Genomic DNA, 19,456 nt, shown 5'->3' on the forward strand with positions numbered 1-19,456 from the left:
ACAATATAATTAAATTCATAATTTTAATTTTCTACATATTCAATTCATTTTACAACAATACTATCGTTAATCTTTTAGTTTTACGCAATATTAGTTATTTCAACGTTTACACGAAATTAATTCTTTGACATATATCTTTTTCAAATGAAATATCACTCCTTTTTAATACTTAATGTTTTTTTAAAATGAAATTTATACATATTAATATTTCATAATTGTATTTAACAATTTCTGTACATAATTTATTTTCAACATGTAGTAATTGATTTTTAAAAAAGGGAGGAAGACTTATGAATTTCAAAGAAATGATTGAAAAAGATAGGGAGATAAGAAAAAGACAAGAATTTGAAGGTACATTTTTGCAATATTTGCAAATCATTAAGGACAATCCTCAAATCGTAAAATTGTCACACAAAAGAATGTATGACATTATAACCAGTAAGGGATATAAAGTATTGCGACCTGAAGAAAATCCAAGAATAAAAAAATTATATGGAAATGAACCTATAAAGAAATATAATTTTTTTAAAGATGATTTCTTCGGAATTGATAAGGTAATAATGAAACTAGTTAACTATTTTCATTCTGCAGCCATGAAAGGTGAGGAATCCAGGCAAGTACTCTATTTAGTAGGACCTGTTGGAGCTGGAAAATCTTCTTTAGTTGATACAGTTAAAAAGTCATTAGAAAGTGCAGATCCCATATATGCTCTTAAGGGATGCCCTATGAGAGAAGAACCTTTACATCTGATACCAAAACACTTAAGAAAAGATTTTGAAGATGCTTTAGGTATTCAAATCGAAGGAGATTTATGTCCTATCTGCAAACACAGATTAAAACACGAATATAATGGAGAATATGAGAACTTCCCAGTAGTTACAACAGATTTCTCTATTCGTTCAAGAAAGGGTGTAGGTGTAGTACCTCCTGTAGACCCAAATAACCAAGATACTTCTGTACTTACAGGTTCAATTGATATTTCAAAAATGGACATGTATGCTGAGGATGATCCAAGAATATTCTCTTTAAATGGAGCTTTCAATGTTGGTAATAGAGGCCTTGTAGAGTTTATTGAAGTTTTCAAAAATGATGTTGAGTATCTGCATACAGTTATTACCGCAACTCAGGAAAAATCTGTTCCATCTCCAGGTAAAGGTTCAATGATATATTTTGATGGAATTATCTTAGCTCATTCCAACGAATCTGAATGGAATAGGTTTAAATCTGACCATACCAATGAAGCTATACTTGATAGAATTGTAAAAATTGAAGTTCCTTATTGTATGGAATTAAACGAAGAAGTAAGAATATATAAAAAAATACTGAAAAAGAGTCAGTTTAATGCTCATATAGCTCCTCATACCATTGAAACTGCTGCAATGTTTGCTATTCTTTCTAGGCTTTCACCATCAAACAAGGTAGATTCAATGACTAAATTAAAAATTTACAACGGAGAAGATATAATCGAGAAAGGCAGCACTAAAAAAATTGATTTTGCCGAGTTAAAAGAAGAAGCTGGAATGAGAGAAGGTATGGCAGGAATTTCTACTAGATTTATTGTTAAAGCTTTAGATCATGCACTTTCGAGTTCAGAACACAATTGTATTAATCCATTAAGTGTAATAGAAAGTCTATTAAAGGCAGTTAAGGATTTAGATATAGCTGAAGATGATAAAAAGAGATATTTAACATTTCTTCAAGATAACATTAGAAAAGAATACAACAAAATATTGGAAAAAGAAGTAACTAAAGCCTTTATTCATAGTTTTAAAGAACAAGCTGAGAGTCTTTTTGATAACTATCTTGATCATGCAGAAGCTTATGTGAATAAAAACAAAATCAAGGACAAGTCTACTGGTGAAGAACTCGATCCAGACGAAAGCTTTATGAGATCAATAGAAGAGCATATTGGTATTTCAGAAAGTTCTGCAAAGGGCTTTAGGACAGATGTTACTTCTTATATGTTCTATGTTATAAGAAATGGAGGTAAGATCGATTATACTTCTTACGAACCATTAAAAGAAGCAATTGAAAAGAAACTTACAGCCTCTGTAAAAGAATTGTCAAGAATTATAACTAAATCAAAGGTTAGAGATAAAAATCAAGATGAAAAATATAATTCTATGGTTGAGGAAATGAAGGCAAATGGTTATTGCGACTACTGCTGCGATGTTATCTTAAAATATGCTGCTAATAACTTATGGAAGGACTGATAATCTATGGCTATTTTCAGAGAATTTGATGCAGGTGAGCATCATGATAGATCTTTAGAAGACAGAAGGCGTCATAGACAATTGGTGGAGAAATCTATTAAAGACAATTTAGCAGATATTGTATCTGAAGAAAGCATTATAGGACAAAGTAAGGATAAAAAAGTCAAAATTCCTATAAAAGGCATTAAGGAGTATCAGTTTATATATGGAGATAACAAAAATCCAGGCGTTGGCAGCGGAGATGGTTCTCAAAAAAGAGGAGATAAAATCGGAGAAGAGAAGGCTCAAAAAGGCAAAGGTAAAGGTGGCCCTGGAAATGAAGAAGGTGAAGATGTATATGAGACTGAAATTACTCTTGAAGATATCATAAATTACCTTATGGAGGATTTAGACCTTCCTCTTATGAATAAGAAAAAATCCTCCGAGCTTTTATCAAGTAGTTCAATGAAAAGAGTAGGTTATCAAAAAAATGGTATTAATCCTAGATTTGCTAAGAAGAAAACTGTAGTGGAAAAATTAAAAAGAAAACAATTAGCCAAAAAAGCCATGCATGAGGTGGAAGAAGATACATCCTCAAAAGATACAATTGAAAATACTACGAAATTTAAACAAAGATTTCCTTTTAGACAGGATGATATAAGATATTTTAGGGTAAAAAAGAAACCTAAACGTGAACTAAATGCTGCTATTCTTTGTGTTATGGATACTTCAGGTTCTATGGATAGCACTAAGAAATTTCTTGCTAGATCCTTTTTCTTTATCTTATATCAATTTATAAAAATGAAATACAATAATGTAGAAGTAAAATTTATTGCTCACTCCACTACTGCAAAAGTAGTTACAGAAGTTGAATTTTTTCACAAGGTAGAATCTGGAGGAACCTATATTTCCAGTGGACTAAAGAAAGCACTAGAAGTAATTGAAGAAAATTATAACCCTTCCTACTGGAATTTATACACTTTCTATGTTAGTGATGGCGATAACTGGAGTGAAGATAACGAAGCTGCTTTAAAAAGCGGTAAAGAATTGAGTGAAATTTGCAATCTCTTCAGCTACGCTGAGATTATTCCAAGCCTCTATGGCAGTAATATAAAAGAAATTTTTAAAAATGGAATAGATAAAAATAATTTCACTGCTGTTAGTATTCATGAAAAGCAAGATCTTTGGAAATCACTTAAAGAAATATTGAAAAAAGAATTGGAAGCGAGGTGATTTTCTTGGAGTATTCAAGCACAGATCTAAAAATATGGTGTGAAACTATAGAAAGCATGGCAGAAAAGTTAGGTCTTGATTTCTATTCACAGGAATTTGAAACGATAAGTTATAGGGATATGATTGCCTATGAATCCTATGTAGGTATGCCTTCCAGATATCCTCACTGGAGCTTCGGTAAATCTTATGAAAAAATAGAATCTCTATACAAATATAATCTTACTGGTCTTGCTTATGAAATGGTAATAAACTCTGATCCATGTCTTGCTTATTTAATGAAGGATAACACATTGCTTCTACAGATTCTTACTATGGCTCATGTATATGGCCATAATGATTTTTTTAAAAATAACAGATTGTTTAAAGAAGGTACAAAAGCTTCCTATGCCTTAGAAATGTTTAAAAACAATGCTGATATGATACGTGAATATGTTAATGATCCAAGTATTGGGTATGAGGGCGTGGAAAATATATTAAATTCAGCTCATGCTATAAGGTTTCAAAAGAATAGAGTTATAGGAATAAAAGGAGACCTTAATGAGGATATTATAGGATTTATTGCAACTCATGGAGATCTCTCGGAGTGGCAGAAGAATGTTTTAAATGTAGTAAGAAAAGAAACCGAGTATTTTATACCACAAATTGAAACAAAAATCATGAATGAAGGTTGGGCAAGTTACTGGCATTATAAAATTTTAAACAAACTTCATCTTCCAGATTCTCTACACATTGAATTTATTAAAAGACATAATGACGTTATTACTCCTAGTATGGGAAGAATAAATCCCTATCATTTAGGCTTTGAAATGTTCAAGTCTATAGAAAATAAATATGGTATAGATAAAATATTTGAAATAAGAGCTCTAGAGAGAGACGAATCCTTTATAAGGAGGTATTTAACCAAAGATCTATGCTACGAACTTAATCTATTCCAGTATGCAAAATCAGGAGAAGACTATATAATAGATGAAATTTCTGACGACACAGGTTGGATGAAAATTAGAGATACTTTGTGTAATACCTGCGGCATGGGAACAATACCAAATATTATAGTAAAGGAAGTATCTAAAAACAATCGAACTCTCATTTTAGAGCATATGTATGAAGGTAGAGATTTAAACTTTGTTTATATGGAAGCCACTTTAAAACATATTTATGATCTATGGCAGAACCCTATTCAATTAAATACCAAGATGAAAGGAAAAGATGTACAAGCTTACTGTGATGAAAATAAGAAAGTTTCTTATTCTCCTTATTAGAATTAGAATTGAATTTAAAGTGAACCGCCTCATTAAAATGTACCCTTCGTCAAGGACAATAGAAAAAGTTTGTTAGTCTGGATAAACCAAAAAAAGCTTTAGAGTAATAAAAATCTCAAATGATTTTTATTACTCTAACATCAATCTTTTATTGCTTCCTTATGTTCTTTTTCAAGAAGAATTCCTCCAACTAAGCCAAACACTGCAAATATAACCGGTATAATGAATCCGTAAAGATATCCAACATTACTTGGACCAGTATTAAAATGATCCAATACTTTTCCAAAGATACTTGGTAACAGAACAGCACTTAAGAATCCTCCCATATTTGCAAATCCAGAAACAACACCTACCTCTTTTATAGAAAAGGATTGACGAACAGCTGCAAATGTCAACGCACTTGATCCATTACAAAAACCAACACTTAGGAAAAGGGTAACTAAAATGGAGAATGGCGGCCTCCCACCAAAGAAAATGAAAGCCCCCCAACTCACAAGACTAACAAAATGAATGATAACATAAGGTTTTTTAATAGCTCCCAATCGGGTTGAAATGAAACTAGTTATAGGTGCTCCAATAAGAGCTCCAACAAGCCCAACCATAATAAGCTGGCTTGCACCTGAACGTGTCATTCCATATACGTGCATTCCATAGGGCACTGCCCAAGAGCCTATAAATCCTACATATGTACCTACAAGACCGAAATGACATAAAAATGTTGCCCATGCCTGACGATGGAAAAATACCCGTCTTAGGATAACAATAATTTTTTCACGTTTATGTCCTTTTTCAGCAGGATTGGTCGCTGAAAGGCTTTTTCTCATTTGCTTTGGCTTTTTAACAAGAACAAAATAAAGAAGAACAGAACAAAAACATAAAATAATTCCCGTTACAAAGAATGGTATTCTCCAACCGGATAAAGAAATCCATGCTGAAAAAGGAACCGTTGCCAATAAGAATCCAAGTCCTCCACTCATTCCAGCTAGTCCAAGTAATCCAACAAATTCTTTTGCCTTAAACCAACGACTTAAAATCAATACTAAATTAACCCAAATTGCTGCATCTCCTATTCCATCCAATAATCTACCAAAAAGTAGAATTGGTATATTGGTTGCAGCGCTATAAATTAAAGTACCTAAACCACTAAGCAGTGTTCCTGTAATAAGAAAAAAATTGGGACCATACCGATCAGACAATATCCCAATGGGTATTTGTAAACCAGAATAAGCTAAAAATTGAATACTTGCCAGTAACCCAATTTTAGATGCTGTCACATTAAAATCTTTCATTAATTGATCTGAAATTAATCCTGGTGCTGTTCTTTGACTCACAATTAAAAAATATGCAAATAATGCTGAGCCAAACACAACCCACCTATACTTACTGTTTTGCTTTTCCACTTAATCTCCACCTCTGTCAATTTTAATATCTTAATTTAAAATGGATTTAACCTCCCTGTAGGCTAAATCCATTTTACTAGAATATATAATTTAAGTCCAGTATCATTCTCTAATAACTCTTACCATTACAACTCCATCAATTGCCTTAATTTTTCCAACTACTTCATCAGGTATATCTCCATCAACATCTATTATATTATATGCAATGCTTCCTTTGTGTTTATTCAACATACTGGCAATATTTATTTTGTTTTGTGCTAATACAGTAGCTATCTGTCCAACCATATTAGGAACATTAATATTAGCCGCTAAAAGTCTTGTGTCGCCTTTATAATTCATCTTACAATCTGGAAAATTCACTGAATTTTTAATGGTGCCTATTTCAAGAAAGTTTTTAAGTTCATCTATTGCCATAGCTGCACAATTTTCCTCTGATTCAGGGGTTGAAGCTCCCAAGTGAGGGATTGTGATAATATTATCATTACCTATTAATTCATCCTCTGGAAAGTCTGTAACATAACAGCTTACAGTCCCATCTTCTATTGCTTCAAGTAAATCTTTATTTATAATCAGTCCGCCTCTTGCCATATTTATTATTTTTATACCTTTTTTCATAATCGAAAACTTCTCTTTACTGATCATATCTTTAGTATTGCTATTTAATGGAACATGAATAGTAACATAATCTGCTGTAGCTAGTAAGTTATCAAAATTTGTCTCTTTTATTACATTTCGCGAGAGCTTCCACGCTGAATCCACTGATATATAAGGATCGTATCCTATTACTTCCATGCCAAGTGCAAGTGCATCATTGGCAACCATTACTCCTATAGCTCCAAGCCCCACAATTCCAAGCTTTTTACCTTTAAGCTCGGGACCTTCAAATCGGCTTTTAAATTTTTCTACTAATTTAGGAACATCTTCACCTTTTCCTTTAAGAGTTTTAGTCCAATTTATTCCACTATATATCTTCCGTGAAGAAAGGAAAAGAGATGCTATAACTAACTCTTTGACACCATTTGCATTTGCCCCTGGAGTATTAAATACAACAATTCCCCTTTCAGAACATTGGTCTATTGGTATATTATTAACTCCTGCTCCTGCTCTCGCAATTGCTTTAAGATTTTGAGGAAGCTCAGCATTAAGTAAGTTAAAGCTTCTAAGAAGAATTCCATCTGGATTATCGAAATTTTCACCGATTTCGTATAAATCCTCTTTCATTGTATTAAGTTTTTCCTTTGAAATGTTATTGTACTTTTGAATTTTAAACATTTAATTGCCTCCTATATATCTATTTTATGAATTATAAGTACATTTATCTTACAACCTCTTAAACTAATAAGAGAAACTTTCATAAAAAGTCTTCATAATAATTATTACTTTATAGTTTTATTACAAACATTTGTATAATATTACACAAAACAATGCTTAACGCAATGCTTCTTTCTTAAGCATATTCTTGAAAATAAAGAAGAGAAGGTTGTATTTCCCCTTCTCCTTAAAGTTTGAAATAATATACACTTTTTTTTTACATTATAAAATCAAAAAACCGACTAAAAGCTTTGCCTTAATCGTAAAATCTCTTGTTCTCTTCATTTTTTCATCCTCTAAATTCTATATAAATTTCAAAACAACATTCTTTAATGTATTGATATCAAAGGGTTTAGAAATATAATCATCCATGCCCATTTCAATACATGTTTCCCTATCTCCATTCATAGAGTACGCAGTCATTGCAATAATATGAATGTGTTTTTGTGTTCCTATTTCTCCTTTCCTAATTATTTTGGTAGTGTCATACCCATTTAATTCTGGCATTTGTATATCCATAAGTATTATATCAAATGGACTTTCTTTCAAAATTTCTAAGGCTTGTTTACCATTATATGCGCACTCAAATTTATACCCTAATCTTTCTATCATTTCGCAGGCTATTTTCATATTTATCTCGTTATCTTCAACTATTAATATCCTTTTAGCTTTATTCAAAGTCATTTTATTATCTGATAAATCTAGATTTTTGCTATAAGTATCTTTTGTATAATCTAGTAAGAATTCTGCTGTAAAATAAAAAGTACTTCCCTTATTTTCAACACTATCAAACCATATATCACCATTCATTAGCTTTGCTATATCTCTTGAGATAGCGAGCCCTAACCCTGTACCATAATATTTTTTAGTATATGTCATATCTTGTTGAACAAATTTTTTGAAGATATCATTTTTAAACTCTTCTTTGACTCCAATTCCTGTATCCTGTACAGAAAATTCGAGGGTTGATTTATTATTAGAGCTATTTATCTTTTTAACCTTAAATATTATCTGGCCTTTTTCCGTAAATTTAATAGCATTATTAATTAAATTTATTAATACTTGATTTAATCTGATTTCATCACCTATTAAATCAAAACTTATGTATGGATCTATGTAATAAAACACTTCTAAACTTTTATTGTTACAAGCAATGGATAGTTCTTTAGTAATTCTATCTAACGTTTTTTTTAGGTTGAAAGGTTTTAAATTAAGTTCAAACTTACCTGATTCTATTTTAGAAATGTCTAATATAGAGTTTAAAATACTTAGTAACAATCTGGACGAATATCTAAACATATCTAAATATTCTTTTTGATGATTGTTGAGTTTAGTTAACTCAAGTAAATCTATTAATCCTATTATTCCATTCATAGGAGTTCTAATCTCATGACTCATATTAGCAAGAAATTCACTTTTAGCTTTATTGGCCTTATCTGCCTCTTCCTTAGCTTCTTCTAATTCTTGATAATTTGCTCTTAATTCTTCTTCTGTTGCCATGAGTTCTTCATATAAAGCAGATATTTCTTCATATTTATCTCTTAATTCCTTTTCTATTCTTTTAGTATCTGTTATATCTCTCGTGATATTTGAAGCGCCTATTAAATTTCCTTCTAAATCATAAATAGGCGAAACTGTAATAGAAACGTTTATGAGATTGCCATCTTTCTTTTTTCTTATACTCTCAAAGCCTTTAATTTTATCATCATTTTTAATCTTTTGCATTATTTTATAAAAATCATCAATTTTTTCTTCTGGAATAATTATAGATATATGCTTACCAATGGTTTCTTCTTTTTTATAGCCATAAATATTTTCCGCTCCCCTATTCCAACTTGTAATAATTCCTTCTAGATTTTTTCCTATTATAGCATCTTCTGTATTTTCGACTAACGAAGCCAATTCTCTTGTTTCTTTCTCATTTTTTATTCGATTAGTTATATCTCTTATAATACTTAAAATAAATTTATGATTATCAATTTCTACTCCTATTGATTTTACCTCTACCGGAAACCTTGAACCATCTTTTCTATAATGTCTGGTCTGAAACTCAATCTCACCAAATTTAGCTCTTTTAAATTGAGCATTTATAATCTCTGGCTTTTCTCTCTTCCTTAGTTCAAATATATTTTTTGAAAGCAATTCTTCTTTATTATACCCATAAGAATCAATAGCTTTCTTGTTAGCTTTTAATATATTGCCTTCACTTGAAAATAAAATTATTATATCATTTGCATTATACAGTGCCGCCCTGTAAATTTGTAAATCGTTATAATTGTTTATAAAACTGTTGTCATTGATTTGATCACCCATCTCTCATCCCACCTTATCTAGCTCAAAGTATTCACATAGTAGACTTATTATTTTTTAGCATTCCTTCAAGCTTCTCTTCATCAACTGGCTTACTGAAATAGTATCCTTGAATTATATTACAACCTAAGTTCATTAATACTCCAAGCTGCTCTTTTATTTCAACACCTTCAGCTATAACTTTGTATTTTAGACTTTTGGATAAATTTAAAATACACTCTATTACAGCCCTATTTTTCTCATTTTCAATATTGTCAATGAAAGATTTATCTATTTTCAAAGTATTAATAGGTAAAATCGTTAGATAACTCAAAGAGGAATAGCCTGTCCCAAAATCATCAATAGAAATGTTTACGCCTTTTTTTATCAACTCATTTAGATCTGCAATTTTTTCATCATTTAATTCAATTAAAGTTCTTTCTGTTATTTCAATTTCAAGTAAGTTTAAAGGAATTCTATTTTCCTTACAAACATTTATTATTTTATCTTTAAAGTTAGACCTTTTTATCTGAATAGGTGAAACATTTATGGACACATTATTAAATTTATATTTTTTTTCTTTGAACTCACAGATTTTTTTACATACTTTATTAAGTACCCAATCACCTATATCTAGAATTATTCCAGTTCTTTCAGCTATAGGTATAAATTCAACTGGAGATACAAAACCAAGTTTTTTATTATTCCATCTTAATAATGCTTCAAATGCAACTATTCTATTTTCTAAAGCATCAATTTGTGGCTGATACACAATATAGAGCTCATTCTTTTTTATCGCTTCCTTTAATTCATTTTCAATTAAAATTCTTCTTGTATATGATTCACTTAGAGCTTGTTCAAAAAAAGTGTATGTATTTTTTCCTCTAGCTTTTGACTCATACATGGCTAAGTCTGCAAATTTCAACAGATCATTGGAAGCATAACTATCTCGTGGAAAAATTGATATTCCTATGCTTGTGGTCATATATAATTGTTTTTCATTAAGCTCAAAAGGTTTTTTGCAATAATCTAATATCATATCACATATCTCTTTTAACTTTTCAACAGAATCGAATTTCTCCACAAGTATAACAAATTCATCTCCACCTACTCTATACAAAGTACCGTAGTTCTTAACACATATATTTAATAATTGTGAAAAGACTTTTAATATTAAATCTCCATAATCATGACCCAAAGTATCATTTATAGACTTAAAATTATCTAAATCTACAAATATTATTGCTCCTTCTTGATCGAAATGTATGATCTTATCTAAAACATTTTTGAAATCCATTAGAAACAAATTCCTATTTGGTAATTTAGTAATAGAATCATAATACAAGCCTTCCATTGATATCCTTTGGATATCTTTTTCTTCTGTAATATCACTTACTATCCCAAAAAGACTTTTCACTTCTTCGCTTTCACTTTTTATCATATTTCCTTTAAACAAAACCCATTTTAGCTTATTTTCTTTTGTAATAATTCTAAATTCACTTCTATAGAAAGATACCTTTCCCTCTATAAAAAAATTCAAATCGTTTATTGCACTCTCTACATCTTCATGTATTGCCATATTCTTAATAAAACTAAGTAGACTATTATACTCACTTGTATCATACTGAGTAATCTTCTTTAACGCAGCAGAGGCGAAAAATATATTTTCTTTAAGCTTCCACTCCCAAACTGCAATATTAGCTTCTTCAATTGCTTGTCTATACATTTCAAAATTTTCTGTATATCCTTGGTTATCTTTTTTCATCTTCATAAGAACATTTTTTACACTCCTTACTATTTGTTATTTATGTTTTCTAGCTATCTCTCTAATAGATTCATAAACTTTATTTTAAATCATTCAATTCCTTCATGTACGCTACTATTAATTCATCTAAATATTCACTTACTATTAACCTACCATCAACAGTTTCACTTGTATCAACATTGCAGCATACTTCATTTAAGATTTCTCTTATTTCATTTATATGTTTATTCAACCCCGACAATTTGATAGCTTTTTCTTTAAGATTTTCAGTTTTAATTCCATTTATATTATCTTGATTTATTATTGTCCTATTCCCACCACTAGTCTTAGCCTTATAGAGATTTTTCTCTACTTGCTCTAATAAATCTAAGCTATCCGCATCACTGCTTTTGATGTTATATACCCCAAAACTTGCAGTTATGTTAATACTAATTCCAGCATAATTAAAAATTGTATTTTCTAATTTCTTCCTTATTGTTTCAGCAACATTGTATGCATCTTTTAAACCGGTATTATTTAATACGACAATAAATTCTTCTACACCAAACCTACCAACCCAATCAGCATTGTTTCTCATTGACTTCAGTATTAAATCAGAAAAACCAATTAATATTTTGTCACCAATAACATATCCATACTTATGATTTACTTTTTTTAAAAAGTCTATATCTGTCATAATTATAGATAAAGGCATATTACTAATCTGGCTATTGTTAATATCCTCTCTTAATCTTTCATTCATCTTATTATCTGCGACAATAGTAATTAATTTCTTTGCAGGATCCACGATTCTAATAACATCATAAAAATTTTTAATAGATAGTCTTTCCTTAAATTGATCTACTATTTCCATACAATCCCTCCCTTGTATGATAAAAATTGACTACCCTATGAGAAATTTGATTAATTTATTAAAATTCGTGCCTATTCTTAAAAGCCTTTTCATTATTTTTCTTTTTATTACATTAAGTCAAAATAAATATCCCATATTTTTTCAACAACTCCATCACTTATCTTTATAGTGGACGTAGCCATTTCATAAACTAAGTTATTTTCTAAATGTTTAAGTTTAAGCAAATAATTATCTATATTTTCATTTATAAATTTATCATCGTATTGAGGATTACCGATAATATCTAGAATAATTTTATTCTCTTTACTTGTATATAGCCTATATTTTTCTCTTATTACATTTGATATTTCTTCTGGTGGAAACAAATGACATCTAAGAACAAACTTTCTTTTTGATATATCAGAAGCATAATACTCTATCTTCTTCTTTAACAATATACATAATTTATCTTTTATTGAGATATCTTGATTTAACGCCTCTATGCTTCGAATATAATTAATATAATCATTACGGATATTGTCATAAATATAAAAAAACAAATCTTGTTTTGATTTATAGTAAAAATACACAGTTGATGCCTTAACCCCTACCTCCCTGCAAATGTCTCTAATATTAGTTGCTTCATATCCATTTTCTAAAAAAAGTCTAAAGGACGTATAAAATATTTTATCTCTTGTTGCATTTTCCAAAACACTTACCACCTTATGCAAATTATTCTTATGAAAGTCAAATATTTCTTCCTTTTTATTTTACCTATGTATATAACGTTCGTTACATAAATCATATCACTGTATTTTTGTTCATTCAATTTATTTTATATTACAAGTTCACTTATAATTCGACCTTTGACCAAGTCAACTATTGCTTATGTTGACATCAAAATGTATTAACGCAATCCATAAAAACAAGGAACATGTATATAATGACATCTACTTTTCATTATATACATGTCCTTTGTTTTTTAACTTTACTACTTGATAGTGTATTTTTATTGTTTTTTTACATCCTCAACCCAAATTGTAAAATAAAATGTACTTCCTTTCCCTAATTCACTCTCAACCCCTATTTTCCCTTCCATAAGTTCTACAAGTCTTTTAGATATAGCAAGTCCTAAGCCAGTTCCCTGAAACCTTTTTTTATTACTGTCATCGAGTTGGGTAAAGTAATTGAAGAGCTTGGGAATATCTTCTTTTTTTATTCCTATTCCTGTATCACCTATTGAGAACATTAACTGAACTTTATTTTCTGAAGCTCTGATCTTTTTAACATATAGTTTAATTTCACCTTTCTGTGTAAATTTAATGGCATTCCCCAAAAGATTAGTAATTACTTGATTTAATCTAACCGAATCGACATATATTTGTTCCGGAACATCATCTTCCACTTCTATCTTTAAAATAAGATTTTTATTATAGACTAATGGTGCATAAAAATTTTCCATTCTGTTAACAAAAGTTTCCATGTAAGTCCATTCAGGTACAAGTTCAACTTTTTCAGCTTCTATTTTAGATAAATCAAGTATATCATTAATAATTTGAAGCAAATCTTTAGTAGATTTTTTCATTATGTCAATCATTTTCCTCTGCTCTTCCTCTAAATCAGTCATTAATATTAAATCAGCCATACCAATAATTCCATTCATGGGTGTTCGTATCTCATGACTCATATTGGCAAGAAACCGACTTTTTGCTTTATTGGCCTTCTCAGCCTCTACCTTTGCCGCTTGTAAATCTATATTAATTTGTTCCAGTTCAAGCTTTCTACCTTTAAGATCAGATATTAACACACATAATTTCTCCGCCATTACATTAAATGCATCAGATAATTTTCCTATCTCATCGTTCCTAACAATCCTAGCTCTTTTTGATAAATCTCCCTTAGAAAATTTTTCTGTTATACTTATTAAATCGTCTATAGGTTTTACAAAGTATTCTGTTCTTTTTATCCAAAGTATTATAACAGTACCCAGAAGAATTATAGACAGGCATACGAAAGTATAAATATTTTTTGACATATTATTTATAAATTGACTTTCAGGAAATGACGTTATAATTAACCAATCTATTCCTTCTTTTTTATATTCACTCACTCTGATATAAAACTTGTCACTATCTGTATTTACTATAAAATGATCTTTGGAATTGTTTTTATAGTCTGAATAGGCTTCTTGTATGTACCTGTCATTAACCTCTTTAATTTTAATTCCTTTGATTTGACCATCTGCAAGCGTTGTAAAATTAGGATTTCCAAGTGAATTAGCAACAATCTGACCTGAACTTTTTTCTATAATATAAGCAGTTGCTCTACTGTTTTTCAAAATCTCCTTCAAATACGTATTTATCTTTGAAAGAGTAACATGCGTTCCTAACACACCTTTAAAAGCACCCTTGTTATCATAAATTGGATAGGCTGCAGTAATTGCTAAATCCTTCATAACAAAATGTTCATACACGTTTGAAAATGTAGGGCCTCTTTTTTCTTTAGCGGCTGTATACCAATCTCTTGTTCTAGCATCAAATTTCCCAAAGTTTTCTACAAACTCTCCTGAAGTTAAATCATCTTTCAAAGAATAGTAACAAGATTCATAATTAGTTTCAGCATCACTTCTCATAACCTCTATTTTACCTTTTTCAGTTCTTCTTGCACCATAATATTCCCCATTTTCGGTGCCATAACTGAAACTATATATGTGTTCTGAACTTGCTTTCATTATGCTAGAAAAAAATATTTCCCTTTCTTTCTTATTATGTATATCTACTATATTACTTTTAATTACATTATAATTCGAACTGTTAATAAATATAGGTATATTAATAAACTCATCTATTCTATTTAAAATTTCTTTAGCCGAGTCATTCTCTATTTTTATAATATTGCTTTCCACCACTTTATTTGATTCATTAAATGCTATATACCCTATGATGACTGTTATACAAACAGCGATGCCGATAAAGGTAGTAATAATTCTATTTTTTAATGAGTCTCTTACTTTTTTCATTTTATTACTCTTTCCATCCCCAATCTTTAAAATTCACTATAATTAAAGGCTGAAATCTAAATACAATCTAGATCTCAACCTCTAAAAATTCTGTAATTTTTTATTAAAAAACTTGGTATTATTAGTGAGTGATTTTTCAATTTAAGTCCTTAAATGAAATTCCATAAATTCATAAAGCTTTTCAATATCAAAAGGCTTAACTATGTAATCATCCATATCTGCTTTTATGCATTTATCTTTATCCTCACGCATAGCATATGCAGTCATTGCAATAATTGGTATGCGTTTTCCATCTAATTCTTCTTCTCTAATAATTTTAGTTGTTTCGAATCCATTCAATTCTGGCATTTGCACATCCATTAATATTAAATCAACCTTATTATTTTTTAATATACTTAAAGCCTCATTCCCATTATAGGCTGCAATGTATTTGTAACCCTTTCTTTTAATTATCCCTTCCATAACCTCTTGATTTATTAAGTTATCTTCCACGCATAAAATGACTTTGTCTTGTTCTATCCTGCTAATAGTAATTTTATCTTTTGCCATATTACTTATCTTCAATTTTCGTTCTTTATGTTCAAATTTTTTAAACTCGCATGTAAAAATAAATGTAGACCCTTTTCCTAGAATACTTTCAAAACATATATCTCCATTCATTAAATTAGCAAATTGTTTTGAAATGGCGAGACCTAATCCTGTTCCCATATGCTTTTTTTTGATGGATAAATCCCCCTGAATATAGTCATTAAATATTTTTTCTTTAAACTCTTCCTCTATTCCAATACCTGAATCCTTTATCTTAAATTCTATTTTTTCGCTACTTTCATCGTTAGAAATCATTTTTACCCTGAAAGACACATATCCTTCATCCGTAAATTTAACTGCATTACTAATTAAATTGTTCAAAATCTCCTTTAACTTTAATTCATCACCTATGATCTCAAAATTAATACTTGGATCCAAGTAATAACTTACTTCTAATCCTTTAGAATTTCCTGTTATTAAAAGATTGTTATAAATATTATTTATAGTTTCTTTTAAATTAAAAGATTGATTATTTAATTTAAATTTTCCTGATTCTATTTTGGAAATATCTAGCAAATTGTTAATTACACTCAGCATAGTGTGTGCTGATTCATTTAATATCTTGACATATTTGCTTTGTTCTTCATTTATACATTCCAATTGTAAAAGTTGTATAGTTGCAAGGATGCTGTTCATTGGTGTTCTTATTTCATGACTCATATTAGCCAAGAAAATGGATTTTGCTTTATTTGCATCTTCTGCTTTTTGTTTTAATAGTTCTAATTTTTTGCACTTTTCTTGTAATTCTTGATCTATTAACTTTCTATCTGTAATATCTTTATATACTTCCTCTACATCAGAAATGTCTCTTATAATACTGACTACCATATCCTTTGATTTTTTATTGCTATAAATTGATCTTACTTCAACGGGAAATTTTGAACCATCTTTTCTGTAGTGATAAGTTCTAAATTTTATGCCACTATTTAAAGCCTTATTTAATTGTTTTTGAGTAAATTCCTTAGTATCTTCATTTCTAAGTGCAAAAATATCTAAATTAACAAGTTCGTCAAAGGAATATCCATAAGCTTCAATTGCTTTCTTGTTACCATATATAATTTTCCCATACTTACCAACTATAAGAATAACTTCTGATGCGTTTTCAATGAAATCTTTTCCATTAAAAAATACTTGTCCATGTAATATATCTTCCTTATTAAATAATTTTTCCAATGTTGAGTCGCTCACAAATTCCACCATCCTTGTCAGCAATTATAATACATATCATTATAACCTATTATATCATCTATCTAGCTTATAAGAAAATATTATCTATTTTTCTAAATAACTTACCAACTTTAACATATCATCAACCATTGAATATAGAAAAAAGTGTGCCTATGAAAACATAAACACACCTGAATGTTTTTTATTTAACGTTTTGATTAATAGCTTCGTTAAAGCTTCCTACTCTATATCCCTCTAAATCTAAACTTACATATTTAAATCCAATTTCTTTTATATTTTTAGAAATAGTATCTAAAAGTTCTTCATTGAATAATTTGCTTCTATCACTTCTATTAACTTCAATTCTTGCTAAATCTCCATGGCATCTTACCCTAACAGCTCTAAAGCCTATACTCATCATATATCTTTCTGCACTTTCAATTTTCCTAAAATATTCCTCTTTCAATTCAACTCCATAAGGTATTCTTGTTAAAAGACAAGCGTATGGAGGCTTGTTCCAAGTATTGAGATTTAGCTCCTTAGAAAATGCTCTTATTTCCGCTTTTGTTAGTTTACATTCTAAAAGCGGACTTTTTACTTCTAACTCTTTTAACGCTCTAAGTCCTGGTCTATAGTCTTTAGTATCATCAAAATTTGTTCCGTCAATTACATAATTATAGCCTTGTTCTTTAGCTATAGATAGTATCATACTAAATACTGCCGTTTTACAAAGGTAACATCTATCTTCTGGATTATATCTGATAGAATCAATAATTGGCGCTTCTATAATTTCATGCTGCACCCCTAACTCTTTTACCAGTTCCTTAGCTTCTGCTATTTCCCACTTTGGAATATATGGTGATAAAATTGTTACTGCCTTTACATTATCCTGTAGTGCTTCTTTCGCTACTTTAAGTAAAAAGGTGCTGTCTACTCCACCTGAAAATGCCAGAATTACTTTTCCCAAACTTTTAAGGTATTTTACTAATTCATTATATTTCTCATTATTAATCATTTGTATCTCCTACCTCTCTAAACAAACAATCTCATTATAACTTTAAATATACAATATAAACCCGCTTTACACTTTTTAATTCCAAACCAGATGTAAAAAGGATCTAATCTATTCTTTCTTAATGAATTTACCTCCATTTTGATATTATAACACCTAGAGTCTAATTCAAGTCAATAGTTCCTATCTTTCTAATCAAGTAAAATATATATCATAACTTATTTTATATTTTACTAACTTTCCTGCTCACCTAAATACACTCTTAAAACATTTGGAATTTCTAGATCTCTATGACCTATTCCATAGGCAACCTTTTTAATTGAAAATTCAGCCTTAGAAGTAAATTCCTGAACGTTTGCTGCCAGTATTGCCGCCCCTGTAGGAGTAGTTGTTTCAAACTGAACTATACCAGTATTTATAGGAATATTCTTTAGTATTTCTGCTGTTGCAGGGGCTGGTACTGGCATAAGACCATGAGCACATTTAACAAATCCACCCCCAACTTGAACTGGTGACGCAATAATTTTATCTACTCTTAAGTAGTCTAAACAAATAGCTGCTCCCACCATATCTACAATTGAATCAATAGCTCCTACCTCATGGAAATGCACTTCGTATAAATCTTTTCCATGAATCTTTGCTTCTGCTTCTGCAACCTTCATAAACATATCTAAACTAAGCTTTTTAACTTTATCACTTAAGTCACTGGAACTTATTATTTCTTCTATATCTCTCAAGTTCCTATGATGGTGCTCATGGTTGTGAATGTGACTTTCGTGGATGTGTTCATGCTTATGTTTATTTTCATTATGATGCAGTTCATCACCATGGTGATGAGAGTGTTCATGAATATGCTCATTGTTATGTTCATGATTATGACCATGTAGCACCTGTTCTTGACTATATGTCATATCCTCTAATTTATCTTTTAATATAACCTCTACCCTAGTTCCTGTTATTCCAAGCTTTTCAGATCTTTCAATTTTCATTTCATATTCAGACTCTAGGTTGAGTTTTGAAAGTTCCTGAGTCAGATATTCTTTAGGAACTCCTATATCTATTAATACTGCTAAATTCATATCACCACTTATTCCGCAAAAACAATCATAATATAAAACCTTCATTTTTATTACTCCTTCTTACCCTTTGAATTTTAATATCATCTTTAATATTTTTTATATTTGTACTCAAACTTATCTTTCCTAAAATTTTAAAAGTATTTATAAGCAAACCAGAAAGTAGACTTATATGCAGGGATATGTTTCCAAAGCTGAAAGCACATATAAAAATTTTTTAGTCAATCTTAGCGAAACATTTTAGAAAATCTAAGAAGTATTTATATGTTTGAGGGAGTTTATAAATGCTTCTTAGATTTTCAAAATGTTGAGC

Annotated in this window: 12 protein-coding genes and 1 pseudogene; 3 read left to right on the plus strand and 10 right to left on the minus strand. The window is 29.7% G+C overall.

The features are described from left to right. Positions 1-290: 290 nt before the first annotated feature. Genes I6U48_RS02420 through I6U48_RS02430 form a run of 3 tightly spaced genes read left to right on the plus strand, consistent with a single transcriptional unit; the run spans position 291 to position 4,684 of the window. Positions 291-2,213 carry a PrkA family serine protein kinase gene (locus I6U48_RS02420; protein ID WP_218318809.1) on the plus strand — a complete coding sequence of 641 codons (1,923 nt, stop codon included), beginning with the start codon at positions 291-293 and terminating at the stop codon, positions 2,211-2,213. A 6-nt stretch (positions 2,214-2,219) separates the two neighbouring features. Continuing rightward, complete coding sequence (gene yhbH, locus I6U48_RS02425; RefSeq protein ID WP_218318810.1) at positions 2,220-3,425, plus strand: sporulation protein YhbH; 1,206 nt, start codon at positions 2,220-2,222, stop codon at positions 3,423-3,425. A gap of 5 nt (positions 3,426-3,430) precedes the next feature. Further along, positions 3,431-4,684 (plus strand): SpoVR family protein, encoded by a 1,254-nt coding sequence (locus I6U48_RS02430; RefSeq protein WP_218318811.1) that lies wholly within the window; start codon positions 3,431-3,433, stop codon positions 4,682-4,684. Between the two features lie 140 nt (positions 4,685-4,824). Here I6U48_RS02430 and I6U48_RS02435 read toward each other — a convergent pair whose 3' ends face one another. The 10 genes and pseudogenes from I6U48_RS02435 to larC all read right to left on the minus strand — a co-directional run. Next, entirely contained in the window at positions 4,825-6,051 is a 1,227-nt protein-coding gene (locus I6U48_RS02435) for an MFS transporter (protein WP_218318812.1), read from the minus strand. A gap of 135 nt (positions 6,052-6,186) precedes the next feature. Beyond that, positions 6,187-7,356 carry a phosphoglycerate dehydrogenase gene (locus tag I6U48_RS02440; RefSeq protein WP_218318813.1) on the minus strand — a complete coding sequence of 390 codons (1,170 nt, stop codon included), beginning with the start codon at positions 7,354-7,356 and terminating at the stop codon, positions 6,187-6,189. Between the two features lie 342 nt (positions 7,357-7,698). Continuing rightward, on the minus strand, positions 7,699-9,708 hold the full coding sequence (locus tag I6U48_RS02445) for a PAS domain-containing hybrid sensor histidine kinase/response regulator (protein ID WP_218318814.1): 2,010 nt from the start codon (positions 9,706-9,708) through the stop codon (positions 7,699-7,701). A 31-nt stretch (positions 9,709-9,739) separates the two neighbouring features. Beyond that, positions 9,740-11,455: a sensor domain-containing protein gene (locus I6U48_RS02450; RefSeq protein ID WP_218318815.1), complete on the minus strand. Its 1,716-nt coding sequence runs from the start codon at positions 11,453-11,455 to the stop codon at positions 9,740-9,742. A gap of 73 nt (positions 11,456-11,528) precedes the next feature. After that, a complete protein-coding gene (locus I6U48_RS02455; RefSeq protein WP_218318816.1) occupies positions 11,529-12,302 on the minus strand; it encodes a GGDEF domain-containing protein in 774 nt (257 codons plus the stop codon). 107 nt (positions 12,303-12,409) lie between these two features. Then, the gene (locus tag I6U48_RS02460) at positions 12,410-12,991 is read right to left on the minus strand and encodes a TetR/AcrR family transcriptional regulator (protein WP_218318817.1); all 582 of its coding nucleotides are present in this window, start codon (positions 12,989-12,991) and stop codon (positions 12,410-12,412) included. Between the two features lie 299 nt (positions 12,992-13,290). Next, on the minus strand, positions 13,291-15,300 hold the full coding sequence (locus I6U48_RS02465; protein ID WP_218318818.1) for a hybrid sensor histidine kinase/response regulator: 2,010 nt from the start codon (positions 15,298-15,300) through the stop codon (positions 13,291-13,293). 141 nt (positions 15,301-15,441) lie between these two features. Further along, positions 15,442-17,076, minus strand: coding sequence for a PAS domain-containing hybrid sensor histidine kinase/response regulator (locus I6U48_RS02470; RefSeq protein WP_312890859.1), 1,635 nt, complete (start codon positions 17,074-17,076; stop codon positions 15,442-15,444). Between the two features lie 181 nt (positions 17,077-17,257). Beyond that, positions 17,258-18,070, minus strand: coding sequence for an ATP-dependent sacrificial sulfur transferase LarE (gene larE, locus I6U48_RS02475; protein ID WP_218318820.1), 813 nt, complete (start codon positions 18,068-18,070; stop codon positions 17,258-17,260). A 233-nt stretch (positions 18,071-18,303) separates the two neighbouring features. After that, positions 18,304-19,191 (minus strand): annotated as a pseudogene (gene larC / locus I6U48_RS02480) (nickel pincer cofactor biosynthesis protein LarC); the annotation flags it as partial. Positions 19,192-19,456: the final 265 nt, after the last annotated feature.

This window comes from Clostridium thailandense (genome assembly GCF_019207025.1).
Taxonomy (GTDB): domain Bacteria; phylum Bacillota; class Clostridia; order Clostridiales; family Clostridiaceae; genus Clostridium_AM; species Clostridium_AM thailandense.